This window comes from Paraburkholderia sp. C35 (assembly GCF_003121405.1).
Lineage (GTDB): Bacteria > Pseudomonadota > Gammaproteobacteria > Burkholderiales > Burkholderiaceae > Paraburkholderia.
The window spans coordinates 1-15,420 of the sequence record NZ_QBUY01000154.1 but is presented as its reverse complement, the minus strand read 5'-3'; the positions used below and the strand labels follow the sequence as shown (position 1 = coordinate 15,420).

The 15,420-nt window shown below is 62.8% G+C and carries 15 protein-coding genes; 8 read left to right on the top strand and 7 right to left on the bottom strand.

Annotated elements, in window-relative coordinates; genetic code table 11:
* The first annotated feature begins 95 nt into the window (after positions 1-95).
* Genes mmsB through DK391_RS41390 form a run of 3 tightly spaced genes read left to right on the top strand, consistent with a single transcriptional unit; the run spans position 96 to position 3,033 of the window.
* Positions 96-1,085 (top strand): 3-hydroxyisobutyrate dehydrogenase, encoded by a 990-nt coding sequence (gene mmsB, locus DK391_RS41400; RefSeq protein ID WP_343225470.1) that lies wholly within the window; start codon positions 96-98, stop codon positions 1,083-1,085.
* Positions 1,085-1,882, top strand: coding sequence for an enoyl-CoA hydratase (locus tag DK391_RS41395; protein WP_109483793.1), 798 nt, complete (start codon positions 1,085-1,087; stop codon positions 1,880-1,882). Before mmsB ends, DK391_RS41395 begins: the two co-directional genes overlap by 1 nt.
* On the top strand, positions 1,879-3,033 hold the full coding sequence (locus DK391_RS41390) for an enoyl-CoA hydratase/isomerase family protein (RefSeq protein WP_109483792.1): 1,155 nt from the start codon (positions 1,879-1,881) through the stop codon (positions 3,031-3,033). The genes DK391_RS41395 and DK391_RS41390 overlap by 4 nt, the downstream gene beginning before the upstream one ends.
* A gap of 13 nt (positions 3,034-3,046) precedes the next feature.
* Here the strand turns inward: DK391_RS41390 and DK391_RS41385 are convergent, their stop codons facing one another.
* The 4 genes from DK391_RS41385 to DK391_RS41370 form a co-directional block, all read right to left on the bottom strand.
* Complete coding sequence (locus DK391_RS41385; protein ID WP_239483101.1) at positions 3,047-4,021, bottom strand: hypothetical protein; 975 nt, start codon at positions 4,019-4,021, stop codon at positions 3,047-3,049.
* Positions 4,022-4,231: 210 nt separating this feature from the next.
* Complete coding sequence (locus DK391_RS41380) at positions 4,232-5,485, bottom strand: MFS transporter (RefSeq protein ID WP_109483790.1); 1,254 nt, start codon at positions 5,483-5,485, stop codon at positions 4,232-4,234.
* A 64-nt stretch (positions 5,486-5,549) separates the two neighbouring features.
* Positions 5,550-6,368: a siderophore-interacting protein gene (locus tag DK391_RS41375; RefSeq protein ID WP_109483789.1), complete on the bottom strand. Its 819-nt coding sequence runs from the start codon at positions 6,366-6,368 to the stop codon at positions 5,550-5,552.
* A 29-nt stretch (positions 6,369-6,397) separates the two neighbouring features.
* Positions 6,398-7,225 carry a PadR family transcriptional regulator gene (locus DK391_RS41370; RefSeq protein WP_239483100.1) on the bottom strand — a complete coding sequence of 276 codons (828 nt, stop codon included), beginning with the start codon at positions 7,223-7,225 and terminating at the stop codon, positions 6,398-6,400.
* A 175-nt stretch (positions 7,226-7,400) separates the two neighbouring features.
* On the opposite strand from DK391_RS41370, the gene DK391_RS41365 reads away from it, so the two are divergent.
* Positions 7,401-8,156 (top strand): helix-turn-helix transcriptional regulator, encoded by a 756-nt coding sequence (locus DK391_RS41365; protein ID WP_109483788.1) that lies wholly within the window; start codon positions 7,401-7,403, stop codon positions 8,154-8,156.
* A gap of 36 nt (positions 8,157-8,192) precedes the next feature.
* Here the strand turns inward: DK391_RS41365 and DK391_RS41360 are convergent, their stop codons facing one another.
* Positions 8,193-9,806, bottom strand: coding sequence for a DHA2 family efflux MFS transporter permease subunit (locus tag DK391_RS41360; RefSeq protein ID WP_109483787.1), 1,614 nt, complete (start codon positions 9,804-9,806; stop codon positions 8,193-8,195).
* A 310-nt stretch (positions 9,807-10,116) separates the two neighbouring features.
* Here DK391_RS41360 and DK391_RS41355 point away from each other — a divergent pair, with 310 nt between their 5' ends.
* The 3 genes from DK391_RS41355 to DK391_RS41345 all read left to right on the top strand — a co-directional run bounded on the left by DK391_RS41355 (position 10,117) and on the right by DK391_RS41345 (position 13,001).
* The gene (locus tag DK391_RS41355) at positions 10,117-10,776 is read left to right on the top strand and encodes a dienelactone hydrolase family protein (RefSeq protein ID WP_109483796.1); all 660 of its coding nucleotides are present in this window, start codon (positions 10,117-10,119) and stop codon (positions 10,774-10,776) included.
* Between the two features lie 222 nt (positions 10,777-10,998).
* Positions 10,999-12,051 carry a rod shape-determining protein gene (locus tag DK391_RS41350; protein WP_109483795.1) on the top strand — a complete coding sequence of 351 codons (1,053 nt, stop codon included), beginning with the start codon at positions 10,999-11,001 and terminating at the stop codon, positions 12,049-12,051.
* Between the two features lie 170 nt (positions 12,052-12,221).
* Complete coding sequence (locus DK391_RS41345) at positions 12,222-13,001, top strand: alpha/beta hydrolase (protein WP_109483786.1); 780 nt, start codon at positions 12,222-12,224, stop codon at positions 12,999-13,001.
* A 29-nt stretch (positions 13,002-13,030) separates the two neighbouring features.
* Here DK391_RS41345 and DK391_RS41340 read toward each other — a convergent pair whose 3' ends face one another.
* On the bottom strand, positions 13,031-13,432 hold the full coding sequence (locus DK391_RS41340; protein WP_109483785.1) for a hypothetical protein: 402 nt from the start codon (positions 13,430-13,432) through the stop codon (positions 13,031-13,033).
* A 431-nt stretch (positions 13,433-13,863) separates the two neighbouring features.
* On the opposite strand from DK391_RS41340, the gene gltA reads away from it, so the two are divergent.
* The gene (gene gltA / locus DK391_RS41335) at positions 13,864-15,165 is read left to right on the top strand and encodes a citrate synthase (RefSeq protein WP_109483784.1); all 1,302 of its coding nucleotides are present in this window, start codon (positions 13,864-13,866) and stop codon (positions 15,163-15,165) included.
* Positions 15,166-15,196: 31 nt separating this feature from the next.
* Here the strand turns inward: gltA and DK391_RS45120 are convergent.
* Positions 15,197-15,420: hypothetical protein (locus DK391_RS45120; RefSeq protein WP_204117532.1), on the bottom strand; the 224-nt coding region annotated here is incomplete at its 5' end.

Here is a 15,420-nt window from a genome sequence, read left to right as displayed (position 1 = left end):
GTTAGCCCGCTTTCTTTTGCCTACTTTTCTTTGCGGCGGCAAAGAAAAGTAGGTGCTGCCCCGCACAGGGGCGACGCTTGAAGTACTAACACCGAATCGCGGATGCCAGCGAAATCCAGCGAAAGCCAGAAAAAACCAGCAAAACCCAACCACCAAAACCTCAATCACCCCCTACCAGGAGACAAACGAAAATGCAAATCGGCTTCATAGGACTCGGCAACATGGGCGCGCCGATGGCGCAAAACCTGTTGAAAGCAGGGCATGAAGTAAAGGTATTCGACCTGAACACCCAGGCAGTAGAAACCTTAAAAGCATCTGGCGCACAGCCAGCAACTACACCAAAAGAAGCCGCCACAAACGTGGAATACGTGATCACGATGCTCCCAGCATCACAACACGTAAAAGCTGTGCTAACAGGCGAAACCGGCATCCTTGCCGGCATAGCAAAAGGCATCACGATCATCGACTCGAGCACCATCGACCCAGTCAGCGTAAAAGCCTTCGCCGAACTGGCGACACAAAACGGCAACACCTTCGTCGATGCACCCGTATCAGGCGGCACAGGCGGCGCCACAGCCGGCACACTGACCTTCATGGTCGGCGGCACGCCAGAGTCGTACGAACAGGTCAAACCCGTCCTGCAGGCGATGGGCAAGAACATCGTCCACTGCGGCGACACATCGACCGGTCAGGTCGCCAAGATCTGCAATAACCTCGTTCTAGGCATCACGATGGCCGGCGTCTCCGAAGCCATGGCGCTCGGCGAAAAACTCGGCATCGATCCGCAGGTACTGGGCAAGATCATCAACACCTCGACAGGCCGTTGCTGGAGTTCGGATACCTACAATCCGTTCCCCGGCGTCATCGAAACCGCACCGTCGACACGCGGCTACACAGGCGGCTTCGGCACGGACCTCATGCTCAAGGATCTCGGCCTCGCCACCGACGCAGCAAAGCACGCGCAACAACCCGTCTATCTCGGTGCACTCGCCCAGCAGCTCTATCAGACGATGTCCACTCAAGGCGCAGGCAAGCTCGACTTTTCAGCGGTGATCAAGCTGTATCGCAAGAAAGGAGACGCGTGATGATCGAACTCGACTACGCTCACGACGGCAGCGTCGCCCTGTTGACACTCAGGCGTCCGCCCGCGAATGCGTTCACGCCGGAAGGGCTGTTGCAGCTTCAGCACACCGTCGAACGCCTGAACGCCGAAGCGCAGGTGCGCGCCATCGTCGTCACGGGCGATGGTCCGAAGTTCTTCAGCGCAGGCGCCGATCTCAACACCTTCGCCGATGGCAACAAGGAAGTCGCGCGCATCGCCGCCGCACGCTTCGGCGCAGCGTTCGAGACACTGCAGAACGCGCGCCCCGTGGTGATCGCGGCCATCAACGGCTATGCGATGGGCGGCGGCCTCGAATGCGCGCTTGCCTGCGATATCCGCATCGCCGAGCAGCACGCGGTGATGGCGTTGCCGGAAACGGCCGTCGGTCTGCTGCCGTGCGGCTGCGGCACGCAGACGCTGCCGTGGCTGGTCGGCGAGGGCTGGGCCAAGCGTATCGTGCTGACGGGCGAACGCGTCGATGCAGCGACAGCGCTGCGCATCGGTCTCGTCGAAGAAGTGGTCGAGACGGGTGCGGCGCGCGAGTTCGCGCTGCAAATGGCCGCGCGCGTCGCCGGCCTGAGTCCGCAGGCCGTCACGTTCAGCAAGGAACTGATCCAGCAGGCGCGCAACGGCGTGCCGCGCTCCGCTGCGCTCGCCGTCGAGCGCGAGCGCTTCGTCGATCTCTTCGACGGCGCCGATCAGCGCGAAGGCGTCAACGCATTCCTCGAAAAGCGCGTGCCGAAGTGGCAAGGCACTCAGGCAAAGGAGTCGCAGCGATGAGCGCCGTGCTCGACGACGACACCATGCCCGAACCGGGTGTGCTGTTTCGCGTGATCAACCGCGTTGCGATCGTCACGCTGAATCGTCCCGCAGCGCTGAATGCGCTGTCGCATCAGATGGTGCGCGAACTGGCCGTGCTGATCGAACGCTGCCGCACGGATAGCGACATCGTCGCCGTCGTGCTGCGCGGCGCGGGCACGAAAGGCTTTTGCGCGGGCGGCGACGTGCGCGCGCTGCACGGCATGCGCCAGCGCAACGACAGCGGCTGGAAGCAGTTCTTTATCGATGAATATAGGCTCGATTACGTGCTGCATGCGTTTCCCAAGCCCGTTGTCGCGCTGCTCGATGGCATCACGATGGGCGGCGGCATGGGACTCGGCCAGGCGGCGCGGCTGCGCATCGTCACGGAACGCACGAAGATTGCGATGCCGGAAACGCGTATCGGCTTTCTGCCCGATGTCGGCGCGACGCGCTTTCTGAGCGTGATGCCCGCCGAGATCGAACTGTATGTCGGACTGACGGGCGTTACGCTGACGGGCGCGGAAGCACTGCGCTTTCAGCTTGCCGATCTGTGCGTGCCGTCCGAATGGCTCGATACCTTCGAAGAGCGCCTGCAGCGCATCGCGACGTCCGACGTCTCCAGCGATGAACTGCTGCGCGCGTTGCGCACCGTATTCGAGCCGCCATGCAACATCGTCCCGCATGCAGGGCTGGGCGCATTCACGCAACTGATTCTGCGGCACTTCGACCGGCGCTCGGGTGTCGACCGGATCGTTGCGACGCTGCGCCAGGATCTCGGGCGCGATCATCCCCGCGAGGTGCGCCAGTGGCTGCAAGCCACCTATGACGCGCTCACCACGCATTCGCCGACCATGCTCTATGTCACGCGCGACGCGCTATTGCGCGGCCGTCAGATGACGCTCGCCGAATGCTTCCGCATGGAGCTGGGCATCGTCACGCGCGCGATCGAAGAGGGCGATTTCAGCGAAGGCGTGCGCGCGCATCTGATCGATAAGGATCGCAAGCCGCGTTGGGCGCCCGCGACGCTCGCCGAGGTCAGGCCCGAACGCGTGCGGCATTTTCTGTCGTCGCCGTGGCGCTCGCATGCGCATCCACTGGCCGATATGGGCGTAGAGCAGGCGCTCGCCTGAAGGCTCGCGCAGATCAGAAGCGGTAGCCGAGACCGCCCATCAACACGTCGGTGTCGCGGCTGTAGCGCGTGACGACGCGATTCCACGTCACGCGCGCTGCCCAGTGCTGCGTGAAGCGATATGAGCCGGACACCGACACGATGCCCGACAGGATGCCATCGCCTGTCGAGCGGTCGTCGGGATCGTTGCCGTGATGGATCGCCGCGTAGGCACCCGCGCCGATCCCGAGCGTCAGTTGATCGTCGAAGAATGCGCGCGTGAGCCACAGTTGCGCCGTCAAGCCGTCGCGGCGCGCTTTCAGACCACTGCCTTCATGCAGATAGCCGATCGTGCCGTCGACGAAATGCGTGAGTCCGCGCCGGTATTCGATCGCCTCGCCCAGCGACGACTGCGATTCCAGGCTGTTCAGAATGGTCTTGCCGACCATGACCGTGACTTCGTTATTGGTTACGTCATGCGTGCGCGGCAGCGCCCATGCGCGTGGGCCGGGTTCATCGGGTGCGTCGAGCTGATAACCGACGCCGAGCAGCACGGCCGTTGTAGACGGGCCGTGCGAGACCTGCACGCGGTTCAGTTGCAGACTGGTTGTCCAGCGGCGCGAGGTGTACCAGGTTGCACGCGCGCTGAAGAGGCCGCCCCAGCCGTGCGTGTTCGAATAGCCCTGGCCTTGCGAGGCCGCTTCTGTATCGAAGTAGCGGTAGGGGCCGACGCCCAGCGAGAAGACGAAGCGGTGTTGCGCGAGGGGCAGGCGTCCCCAGATTTGCACGACCTGGCCATCGCGATGATGGTTCGGCATATGGCCTTCGTTCAGCCACGTGATGCTGCCTGCGACGTATCTTCCAAAACCTTCCGTGTAGTCGATCGCCCACGAGTAAGTGTTGGTATTCGCGCCTGTCAGCCAGCCGCCGTAGAGCGCGATTTCCTGCGCGGACGCGCTGCGCGCAGAGAGCGCGGCACACGCTGCGCCCGCCAGCAGCAACGGTTTCAAGCGGTGGCGCGGTGTGTTCTTCGCGTTCTTCAATGACGTGCCCCTGTTGATCGAAATTCATTCTGAATGAATTAAACGATCTATGCGGCATAAGGGACAGTCGTGTTGATTACAGATTTTTGCGGCGCGGGCGTGCCGCGACTTTTTAAGGAGAGGCTGCCCGCATCCTGGAAAACGCATGTCGAGGATGCGGGCAAGACTCAAACGTGGCTACGCTTCGCCAACCACCTCGGCAGTGGCAGGCTTGGCGATGCCGTCATCGCCTGCGCTGCGCACGCGTCCAATCCATGCGCACGCAACCAACGCAGCACCGGCGGCGAACAGGCCAACCGTGCCATATCCGGCAATTTGCCCTTGCGGTGTAGTCGACAGCAACAGGCCGCCGAACCACGCGCCGCATCCCGTTCCCATCGCCTGCACGGCGCTATTGGCGCTCAGAAACGCGCCTCGGGTCTGCGGCGCAGGAACGGTGGTCAGCAGTGCCTGCATCGGTACCATCCGGGACGACATCGCGACCATGAACACCGGAAAGAACAGCACCATCACATAGAACGGCACATCGGGAAGATGCGTGACGAACAGCACGGGCAGAATCGACAGCAAGGCAGCAATGCGAAACACCCGCTTTTTCCCGTAACGATCGGAGAGCTCGCCTACGCGCCGCGAAGTGAAGAACGTGGCCGCGCCGCCGCCCATATATAGCCACGACAGATTCGCAGGCGCGACGCCATGATTGGCCACCAGCGTCGGCGCGATGAAGGGAATCACCAGCATGTGTCCGATCATCACGACAAAGGTCAGCGCAAACGCGTTCAGGTGCCGCGGGTTGGAAAACAGCCGCCACAGATCCGGCATGACCTGTTCGAGCGGCACGCGCGCCCGTTGCAGATGCTCGGTCTGCGACGGCACGATCCGCATCCCGCCGAGCCAGATCACGCACGACAGCACGACCAGCAGCATGAACGGCGCCGCCCAGCCGAAATGCGCGCCGAGCAGCACGCCGGCCGGCACGCCCGCAATCGCGGCCAGCGAGAAGGCCGTCATGATCGTGCCCGTCGCCGCGCCGCGCCGAGCGACAGGAATCACGTCGCCGACGATCGCCATCACCACGGAAGCCAGCACACCGCCCGTACTGCCGGCGAACGCACGCGCGGCGAGCAGCATCGGGAAATTCGTCGCGAGCGCGCAGCCAAGGTTCGACAGCGCGAACAGCGCATAGATGACGAGCAGCAGACGCCGCCGGTCGAAGCGGTCGATATACGTCGCCGCGAGCAGCCCCGACAGACCCGAGCACCACGAATACACCGAGACAGCCGTCGCGAAGCGCGCTGGCGATATCTCGAACGCATGCATGATCTGCGGGCCGAGCGGCATCATCACCATGAAATCCATGATGATGGTGAACTGCGTGAGCGCAAGCAGCCACAGCAGGCGCCGCTCGTGAGATTCGTTCAATGAGAGCAAGGAAAGGCTCCGTTCAGTGAAGCTTTAGTTGGCTGCAATTGGCTGCAACTGGCTTCAGTTTGTTTCAGTCGTCGAGATTTTCGTGGACGGCCTGTTCGCCCTGTTTCCAGTATGCCGACGCACGAATGCGCGATTTGTCGATGCCGCGTTCGTTGACGAGGAACGCGCGCACTGCGCGCATCGTCGCGGCTTCGCCGGCGGCCCATACATACCCTTCGCCGTCGGGCAGGAAGGTTTCGCGCACCGCTTTCAGCAACTCGCCGCCGCGATACGCGCCTTCGCTGCGATAGCGCCATTCGATATACAGATCGGTCTGCGTCTCGAACTCGATGCGCGCGGACGGATCGGCCACTTCGATCACGGCCGCAACGCGCGCGCCCGGCGGCAGTTCCGCGAGACGCCGGCCGATGGCGGGCAGCGCGGTATCGTCGCCGATCAGCAGATGCCAGTCAAAACCCGTCGGCACCACGAACGAGCCGCGCGGCCCGCCGACGCCCAGATATTGTCCCACCTTCGCCTGTGCCGCCCATTCGGCAGCGGGGCCGGCTTCGTGCATTGCGAATTCGAGGTCGAGCTCGCAGGTGTCCTTGTCGAAGCGCTTAGGCGTGAAATCGCGTGCCACCGGACGCGGGCGGTCCGCCGGAAAGACAGGACCGTCGGGGCCGGCTGCCGGCAGTACCGGCTTGTCTTCGCCGGGCGCGGGGAAAAACACTTTGATGTGGTCGTCGAAGGACGCGGACACGAAGTCGCGCAGATCCTCGCCCGTCAGCGTGACGCGGATCAGATGCGGCGTGACGGCTTCGACCTGCCTGACCTGCAGCAGGCGGAATTTCAGCGGGTGACGCACGCGCGTCCCGGTCAGATCGGTACGGGTTGCTTCCATAGTCTGTTCTCTCAAAGTCGTGGTCGGTCTCAGGCGGATTCGCCCGTCTGGTTTCCGGCGTTGCCGCCGTTATCACCGTCGTTGCCACCGTCGTTGCCACCTTTCTCACGCGGCTTGCTTTCGATTTCAGCCGTGGCGCGCGCGAGGATCGCCGCTATGCGCCGCTGCTCGTCGGGCGACGCGTTGTCGCGCAACAGCAGCGCATGTTTTAGCGCACGGCGCGCCTGCACGAACTCGGGCAGCCAGCCGCCGTATTCGGCGGTGTCGTCGCCCGCTTCGCCGGCTTGACCGGCTTCGCCTGCGAACGCGCGGCGCACCGAATCCATCTTGCGCGCGATATGCGAAAGCTTGGCGAGCATCAGATCGGCGCGCTCGCGGTTGGCGGCGAGGTATTCGCTTCCTGCGTCCGCGAGCGAGTAGCGCTTGCGGTTGCCTTCCGTCTGCACCGTCACGTAGCCGAGCTCTTCCAGATACGTCAGCGCGGGATAGACCATGCCGGGACTAGGCGCATAGAAGCCGTTCGAACGCGCTTCGAGTGCCTTGATCAACTCGTAGCCGTGACGCGGCTGCTCCTCGATCAGCGCGAGCAGCAGCAGTTGCAGATCGTCGGACGTGAACTTGCGGCCGCGCGGGATCCCGTCGCCTTCGCCGCCGAAGCCGCCGCCAAAGCCGCCGCCGAACGGTCCACCAGGACCGCCGCCACCGAAAGGACCACCATGCCGGCCGCCGCCGCGCTGATGACGGCCGATCGCGTCCCGGAACATCTGGAAGCGTTCGTAGAAGCCGAAGAACGAGGGATCGCGGGAAAAGGCGGCGTCGCGGGCGAACTCACGGGAAAAACGATGGTGATGGCGCATGTTGGCATCTCCGAGTGTCTTAAGATGTATCTTAAGATATATATCTAAAGATAATTCGTCAAGCCGGAATTGGAAATTTTCGAGATGCTTGCCTTGCACCGCGATCAGGCATGTAAGGCTCCTGCATGCTAGTCTGGAGCGGTTTCGGACCTCGACAGGGCTAACCGGACACCCCATGCACACTGTTCCCCTCGATCCCGATTCTGTGCCGCGCGGCGCGTTCGTGCTGGCATCGCGTCACGATGCGCTGGATCAGCCATGGCAAAGCACACGCCGCGCGAAGCTCGTGCAGGTGGCGGAGGGTGTGCTGGCGGTGCACGCGGAGAACGGCTTGTGGGTCGCGCCGCCGCACCACGCGGTGTGGATGTTGCCGGGTGTGCTGCACAGGATGTCGTCGCTGGCACCCGTCGCGCTGCGCGTGCTGTATGCGGACGAGGGCGCGCTGCCCATGCCGGACCACGGCTGCGTGGTGGCATTGAGTGGCCTGATGGACGAACTGCTTGGCGCGGCAGCGCAGTTCGACGCCAGCACGCCCGCCGACGACGAGCAATCGCGCCTGATGGCTGTGATCGGCGATCGTTTGCCGCGTCTGACGGAACTGGCGCTGGCGCTGGTTTATCCACGCGATCTGCGCGCGCGGCATATCGCCGATGCGCTCATGGCCGATCCCGCGCGTGCCGACGTGCTGGACGATCTCGCCGACGAGGCATCGATTACGGCGCGCACGGCCGCGCGCCTGTTCACGAAGGAAACGGGGCTGACTTTCGGGCAGTGGCGCCAGCAATTGCGCCTGTTGACGGCGCTGCAGCGCCTGGGTGCGGGAACGAGCGTCACGCAGGTGGCGCTCGAAGTGGGTTATAGCGACGTGTCGTCGTTCATTGCGGTGTTCAAGGACGCGCTGGGCGAGACGCCCGCACGTTTTTTCCGTTGAACAGGCGGTTGATGCTTGCGTGGCCGCACGCCCGAATCAATGCGCGCCCGACGCATCTGCGCCACCGCCGCCGCGTGCGGGCCGCGTGATCCAGATAAGCGGGATGATCAGCACGAAGATGATCGCCGACGCGTAGAAGATGTCGTTCAGCCCCATCATCGCGGCCTGCGTGTTGACGGTGAAATCGAACAGCGCATTCGACGATGCTGGACTGATGTGCAACAGCGCCTGTGTGTTGTCGATCTGCTGCGCGAACACGGGGTTGTTCGCGTTGGCCTGTTCCGTCAGGCGCTCGTGATGCAGGATCGTGCGGTTGTTCCAGGCGGTGCCCGCGATCGATGTGCCCACCGCGCCGCAGAACACGCGCACGAAGTTCGACAGGCCCGCCGCGGCCGGCACCTTCGGGCCGGGTTGCCCCGACAGGATGATGGCGGTCAGCGGCACGAAGAACATCGCCATCGGGATGCCCTGCAGCAGCGTGGGCAGCACCAGATGCCACGTATCGATTTCGACCACATAGTTCGAGCGCATGAAGAACACGATGGCGAAGCCGACGAACGCGAGCGTCGCGATGATGCGCGCGTCCGAACGTGGCAGCACGCGGCCCATCACGGGCGCGAGAATCACCGCGAAGATGCCGAGCGGCGCGGTGACGAGACCGGCATCGACGGAACGGTAGTTCAGATACTCCTGCATCCATTGCGGCAGCAGCACGAGATTGCCGAAGAACACGCCGTACGCGACCGAAATCGCAATCGTGCCGCCGAGGAAGTTGCGCTGCGTAAAGAGGCGCAAATCGACGATCGGGTTCGGCTCCGTCAGTTCCCAGACGAGGAAGAACGCGAAGCTGATCACGGCCGTGATTGCGAGTATCACGATCACGGGCGAGTTGAACCAGTCGAGATCCTTGCCCTTGTCGAGCATGATCTGCAGCGATGCGACCCACGTGATCAGCAGGCCGAGGCCGACGATATCGATAGGCAGCTTGCGTGTAGGTGTTTCGCGTGTGCGGTAGATCATCCACGTGACGCCCGCCGCGAAAATGCCGACGGGAATGTTGATGTAGAAGATCCACGACCACGAGTAACTATCGGTGATCCAGCCGCCGAGGGCAGGGCCCGCAATCGGGCCGACGGTTGCCGTCATCGCCCATAACGCGAGTGCCGTCGACGATTTTTCCTTCGGCCACGAACTGAGCAGAATGGCTTGCGATAGCGGAATCAGCGGCCCGGCCACTACGCCTTGCAACACGCGCGCAAACAGCAGAATGGGCAGCGACGGCGCGACGCCGCACAACCACGACGCGATCACGAAGCCGAGAATCGCGCCGACGAACAGCGTGATCTGGCCGAAGCGTTGCGTGCACCAGCCCGTCCGCGGAATCGACCCGGCATTCGACGCCGCGAATACGGTGATGACCCACGTGCCTTCATCGACGGATACGCCGAGGTTGCCCGAGATGGTTGGGATCGCAACGTTCGCGATCGACGTGTCGAGCACGTTCATGAAGGTCGCGAGCGCGACGGCAAAGGTGGCGAGCACCAGCTGGCTGCCTTGCAACGCCGGCTGCGCGGGCGGACCCGATGGTCCGGAAGGTCCGGCGGGCTTCGAAGGGGCAGGCGACGCGGCGGGTTGATTCGGTTCGCTCAAGCGGGTCTCCGTCGGTGAAAAGGCTACTCGCGACAGGCGTTGCGAGCCGGGCGCACGCGGCGCAACATGACGATGATAGTCGCAAGCGCGAAACGGCATCGATCTGGTGCGCACGCGCGCCCGGAGAACGGATCAGAATTGGGTTGTCCAGCGCGGCGTCGCGTGCCGCTGTCAGGTGTTGGGCGCCGCAGACGTTTTGTATGAATTTCACGCAGAATCGGGACGCGCGTCGTATGCTCCCGCCTGCGCGTGACACGGCAGCGGCGCAATGCCCGCGGTGCGCGCCGCGCATTATCAAAGGAACAAGGCGATGGCCTGGGAACAATTCGACAACGGCTGGCGGCTCGCGCCCGCTGAAGCACCGGCGACCTCGCTGGTCGTGCTGCTGCATGGCGTCGGCAGCAATGCTCAGGATCTCTTGCCGCTCGCGGACATCTGGCGCGAAGCGCTGCCGCACACGGCCTTCACGTCGCTCGACGGCAGCGAGCCGTTCGACGGCGGCTTCGGTGGACGCCAGTGGTTCAGCCTGCGCGACGTCGACGTGCAGAACCGTCCTGGCCGCGTCGCGGCTGGATGGCCCGCGTTGCAGACGATGCTCGATGCCGAGCTTGCGCACTACGGCCTGAACCATAGCCAGCTCGCGCTGGTGGGTTTCTCGCAAGGCTCGATGATGTCGCTGCATCACGTGGCGACGAATCCGCAAGGCGCGGCTGTCGTGGTCGCGTTTTCGGGGCGGCTCGCGTCGCCCATCGTGACGAAGAGCGCCACGCCCGTGACGCTGATTCACGGTGAAGACGACGCCGTCATCTCCATCGAGGAAACCGGGCGCGCCGCGCACGCGCTGCACGACGCCGGTTTCGACGTCGAGGCCTACGCGCTGCCGGGCGTCGGTCACACGATTTCCGGCGAAGGTGTCGAGCTGGGCCGCGAGGCGCTCGTGCGTGCACTGGCACCGCTGGCACGCAGCTAGATTGTTCGTTTCGATCCTCTTCCATGATCTGTCCGAAGGCCGCGTGAAAGCGGCCGTAAGACGTTTTCGAAGTCATTCTCCTAAAGTTCGCTGGGCATATGCCGATATGCGCTCAATAGCCGGAAAAACTTTCCGACGCACGAACGCGCTGCATGGTTGCGCCGTACGTTTGACATTTCCGCTGCCGGTGAGGCAGCTCACTACTTTCAAAAGAGCCTGATCATGGCCAGATCGAATGCGCAATCATCGCTTTTTGGACGCCTGTTCCGCGAGTCCGTGGCGGTCGATCTCGGCACGGCCAACACCCTGATCTACACCGACGATGGCGGCGTCGTGCTCAACGAGCCGTCCGTGGTGTGCTTCGACAAGCAGGAGCAGGCGGGACGCAAACGCGTCGCGCTGGTCGGCAGCGAGGCCAAGCAGATGCTGGGCCGCGTGCCCGTCAACCTCGAAGCGGTCCGGCCGATGCGCCACGGCGTGATCGCCAATTTCCCCGCTGCCGAGCACATGATCCGGCAATTCGTCGATATGGCCCGTCCGCGCCCGTTCTTCGCGCGCCGCGCCGCGTTCACAATCTGCGTGCCGTCGGGCGCGACCCAGGTCGAGCGCCGCGCGATCCGCGAAGCAGCGGCGGCTGCGGGCGCATGGAAAGTGAATCTGATCGACGAATCGCTGGCATCGGCGGTGGGCGCGGGCTTGCCGGTGTCGGAGGCGAAGGGTTCGATGGTCGTCGATATCGGCGGCGGCACCACGGAAATCGGTGTGATTTCGCTGGGCGGCACGGCGTACAACGGCTCGAGCCGCGTCGGCGGCGACCAGTTGGATGCGGCCATCATCAAGCACGTGCGCAATAACTTCGGCGTGCTGCTCGGCGAGCAGACGGCCGAGCACGTGAAGAAGACCATCGGCTCGGCGCTTGCGATCATCCCGCCGGAAACGATGCGCGCCACGGGGCGCGGCATCGACGATGGCCTGCCGCGCACCGTCGAACTGTCGACGCAGGACGTGGTCGATGCCATCGCCGCGCCGCTGCGTCAGGTGTTGATCGCTGTGAAGTCCGCGCTGGAATACGCACCGCCCGAACTCGTCACGGATATCGCGGATGCGGGCATCGTACTGACGGGCGGCGGCGCGCTGCTCGGCAATCTGGCGCGCTATTTCAGCAACGAACTGGGCCTCGACGTGCGCGTGGCCGACGAGCCGCTGACCTGTGCCGTGCGCGGCGCGGGCGTGGCGGCTAGCGCAGGGCTGCTCGACATGTCGGCGTACGACTGACGCAATCGTTTGACATGGTGTGCGGCGCACCGGAATGTGCCGCCATGTGAAAATGAGGCCTTTATGGCGCGCATATCATGGATAATGCGCGCCTTTTCATTTGCCTCTCTTCAGTGAATCAGACTTCCGCTTCTTCCGCGCTTTTCCTTGAGTTGCCCAATGGCCTGCGCATGCCGTATGTCGAACAGGGCGAAGGCGAACTGCTGCTGTTCGTGCATGGCTCGCTGTGCGATTACCGCTATTGGGAGCCGCAACTGGCAGGTCTGTCGAAGCGCTATCGCTGCGTGGCCGTGAGCCTCACGCATTACTGGCCGGCAGTCGATACGCCTGCCGACGTCCCGTTCAGCTGGAGCAATCATGCCGACGAAGTCGCGCAGTTCATCGAGCGTTTTGGCGCGGGGCCGGCCCATGTCGTGGGGCATTCGCGCGGCGGCTGCGTGGCGTATCACTTTGCGCGGCGGCATCGCGAGCATGTGAAGACCTTGACGCTCGCCGATCCTGGCGGACCCGTGCAGATCGCAGGGCGCGAGCCGGCGGCGTTGCCGGAGACGGTCAATGCGCTGCGGGCGCGTGCTGCGCAACTGATCGAAGAGGGTGAGGTCGACGCGGGCCTGCAACTATTCGTCGATTCGGTGAGCCGCCCCGGTTTCTGGGCCAAAAGCACGCCCGGCTTCCGGCGTATGGCGACCGACAACGCGCACACGCTGGCGCGTCAGTTCCGCGATCCGCTGCCGGCGTATACGCCCGACGGTGCGAAAGACGTGAAATGCCCGGTGCTGCTGATCGACGGCGAGAAAAGCCCGCTGATGTTCCGTCGCGCGGCGCAAACCCTCGCAGAGTGGCTGCCTGATGCGCAACGCGAAACGGTGATGGGCGCATCGCATGGCATGAACCTCGCGCATCCCGCCGCATTCAACCGTTTCGTCGATACCTTCATTCAGGCGCATTGAACTGCGCCCGAAGCGTTTCGTCTGACAGGTCAGTCTTTCGCGTGCGCGTCGACGTCGAGTGCGCGCTCGGCGGCTTCGCCGATCAGTCCGCAATAGTAGAGATGCACGCCGATGGCGAGCGAATCATGGCGGATTTCGTTGAATGCCTTCCACGCTTTCGCCGGTTCCTTGAACACGAGGTAGTGCGCTTCCTGCGAGACGAGGCGTGCGACCTGATGCAGGCCATGTCCATGCAGACGGTCGACCAGCTCGTCGAGGCTGCGGTGCGTACGCGCGTCGGTGCGCGGATACAGCATGTGCAGCACGGCGACCTTTTCCGTTGCGAGCGCGGCCGACATCGCGAGCACGATGTCCTGATGGTTCAGTGCCGTGACGACGACGTCGTCGGCTTCTTCGGTCGCGGGAAAGAGCGTGTCGATGTTCATGTTCATTGTGGTTGTTCCTGTGTCTGACTTTAAAAAAGACCCGCCTTGATGCCGGCGGGTCCAAGACAGCAATGTGTTTGCAGGGGAAGCTACTAAACACGGAACCAGTATCGCAGACGCGATTGCGTTTGGCGTCCCGACCCGAAGCAAAACATTGTTGCACCGGACGCGCTTACTTTCATTTTCCTGTCGATGGAAAGACTGGGGAAGCCTTGCTGGATGGTCGAGTATTGCTTGGTGAGAGATGCATTGTTGCGCACGAACGATGCAATCAAAGGCGCGGCAAGCCGTAAAATGCTGTCGGCTGCCGGGTGCGGCAATAGGTGCACTAGCCAGCGGGCGCAACTGTTGTTCAATGCGCGGCTGACGTGATGCTCACGTGCTGTATATCCCGGCCTCGCATGTCACATGTAATGCAATGTCGAAAGGAATCCCAGATGAACGTATCAACGACCAAAGCCACGCTGTCGTTTTCCGATAGCGACGAGACAATCGAACTTCCCGTTTATAAAGGATCGATGGGTCCGGATGTGATCGACATCCGCAAGCTGTACGGGCAAACGGGCAAGTTCACTTACGATCCTGGCTTCATGTCGACGGCGTCGTGCAATTCGGCGATCACCTATATCGATGGCGACAAGGGTGAGTTGCTGTATCGCGGCTACCCGATCGAGAACCTCGCGCAGAACGCCGACTTCCTCGAGACCTGCTATCTGCTGCTGAAGGGCGAACTGCCGACGGCGCAGCAGAAGAAGGAATTCGAAGACACCGTCACGAAGCACACGATGGTGCACGAGCAGATGCACTTCTTCTTCCGCGGTTTCCGCCGCGACGCCCACCCGATGGCGATTCTGGTGGCTGCTGTCGGTGCGCTGTCGGCGTTCTATCACGACTCGCTCGACATCAACGAGCCGACGCACCGCGACGTTTCCGCGATCCGCATGATCGCGAAGCTGCCGACGCTGGTGGCGATGGCGTACAAGTACACGATTGGCCAGCCGTTCGTGTATCCGCGCAACGATCTGTCGTACAGCGCGAACCTGATGCACATGATGTTCTCGAACCCGGCGGAAGAGTACAAGGTCAACGACGTGCTGGTGCGCGCGCTGGACCGTATTCTGATCCTGCACGCGGACCATGAGCAGAACGCGTCGACTTCGACGGTGCGTCTGGCGGGTTCGTCGGGTGCGAATCCGTTTGCGTGTATTGCTGCGGGTATTGCGTGCCTGTGGGGTCCGGCGCATGGCGGTGCGAACGAAGCGGCGCTGAACATGCTGGAAGAGATCGGCTCGGTCGACAATATTCCGAAGTTCATCGAGCAGGTGAAAGACAAGAACTCCGGCGTGAAGCTGATGGGCTTCGGTCACCGTGTGTACAAGAATTACGATCCGCGCGCGAAGCTGATGCGCGAGACATGTCACGAAGTGCTGAACGAACTCGGTCTGCATGACGATCCGCTGTTCAAGCTCGCGATGGCGCTCGAGAAGATTGCGCTGGAAGATGAATATTTTGTGTCGCGCAAGCTGTATCCGAATGTCGATTTTTACTCGGGTATTGTGCAGCGTGCGCTGGGTATTCCTACGGCAATGTTCACGTGTATTTTTGCGCTGGCGCGCACGGTGGGCTGGATTGCGCAGTGGAATGAGATGATCGCTGATCCTGAGCAGAAGATTGGTCGTCCGCGGCAGCTGTTTGTTGGTGAGACGCCGCGGGAGGCTTTGCCGATTGGTCGGCGGTAAGGGTTTTGTTTTAGCTTCGCTTTTAGGGCCGCTATCCGCGGTGTTTTTTTGAAGGCGTTGGGCGCTGCTTCCGCATGATGGGGGTGGCGCTTTTTGTTTTGGTTTTTTGTTTTTGGTTTTGATGTTGCTGTTGGGTTTGGGTTTGTCTGGCATCCGCGATTTGATATCGGTACTTCACGCGTCGCCCCTGTGCGGGGCAGCACCTACTTTTCTTTGCCGCGGCAAAGAAAAGTAGGCAAAAGAAAGCCGCTGAAC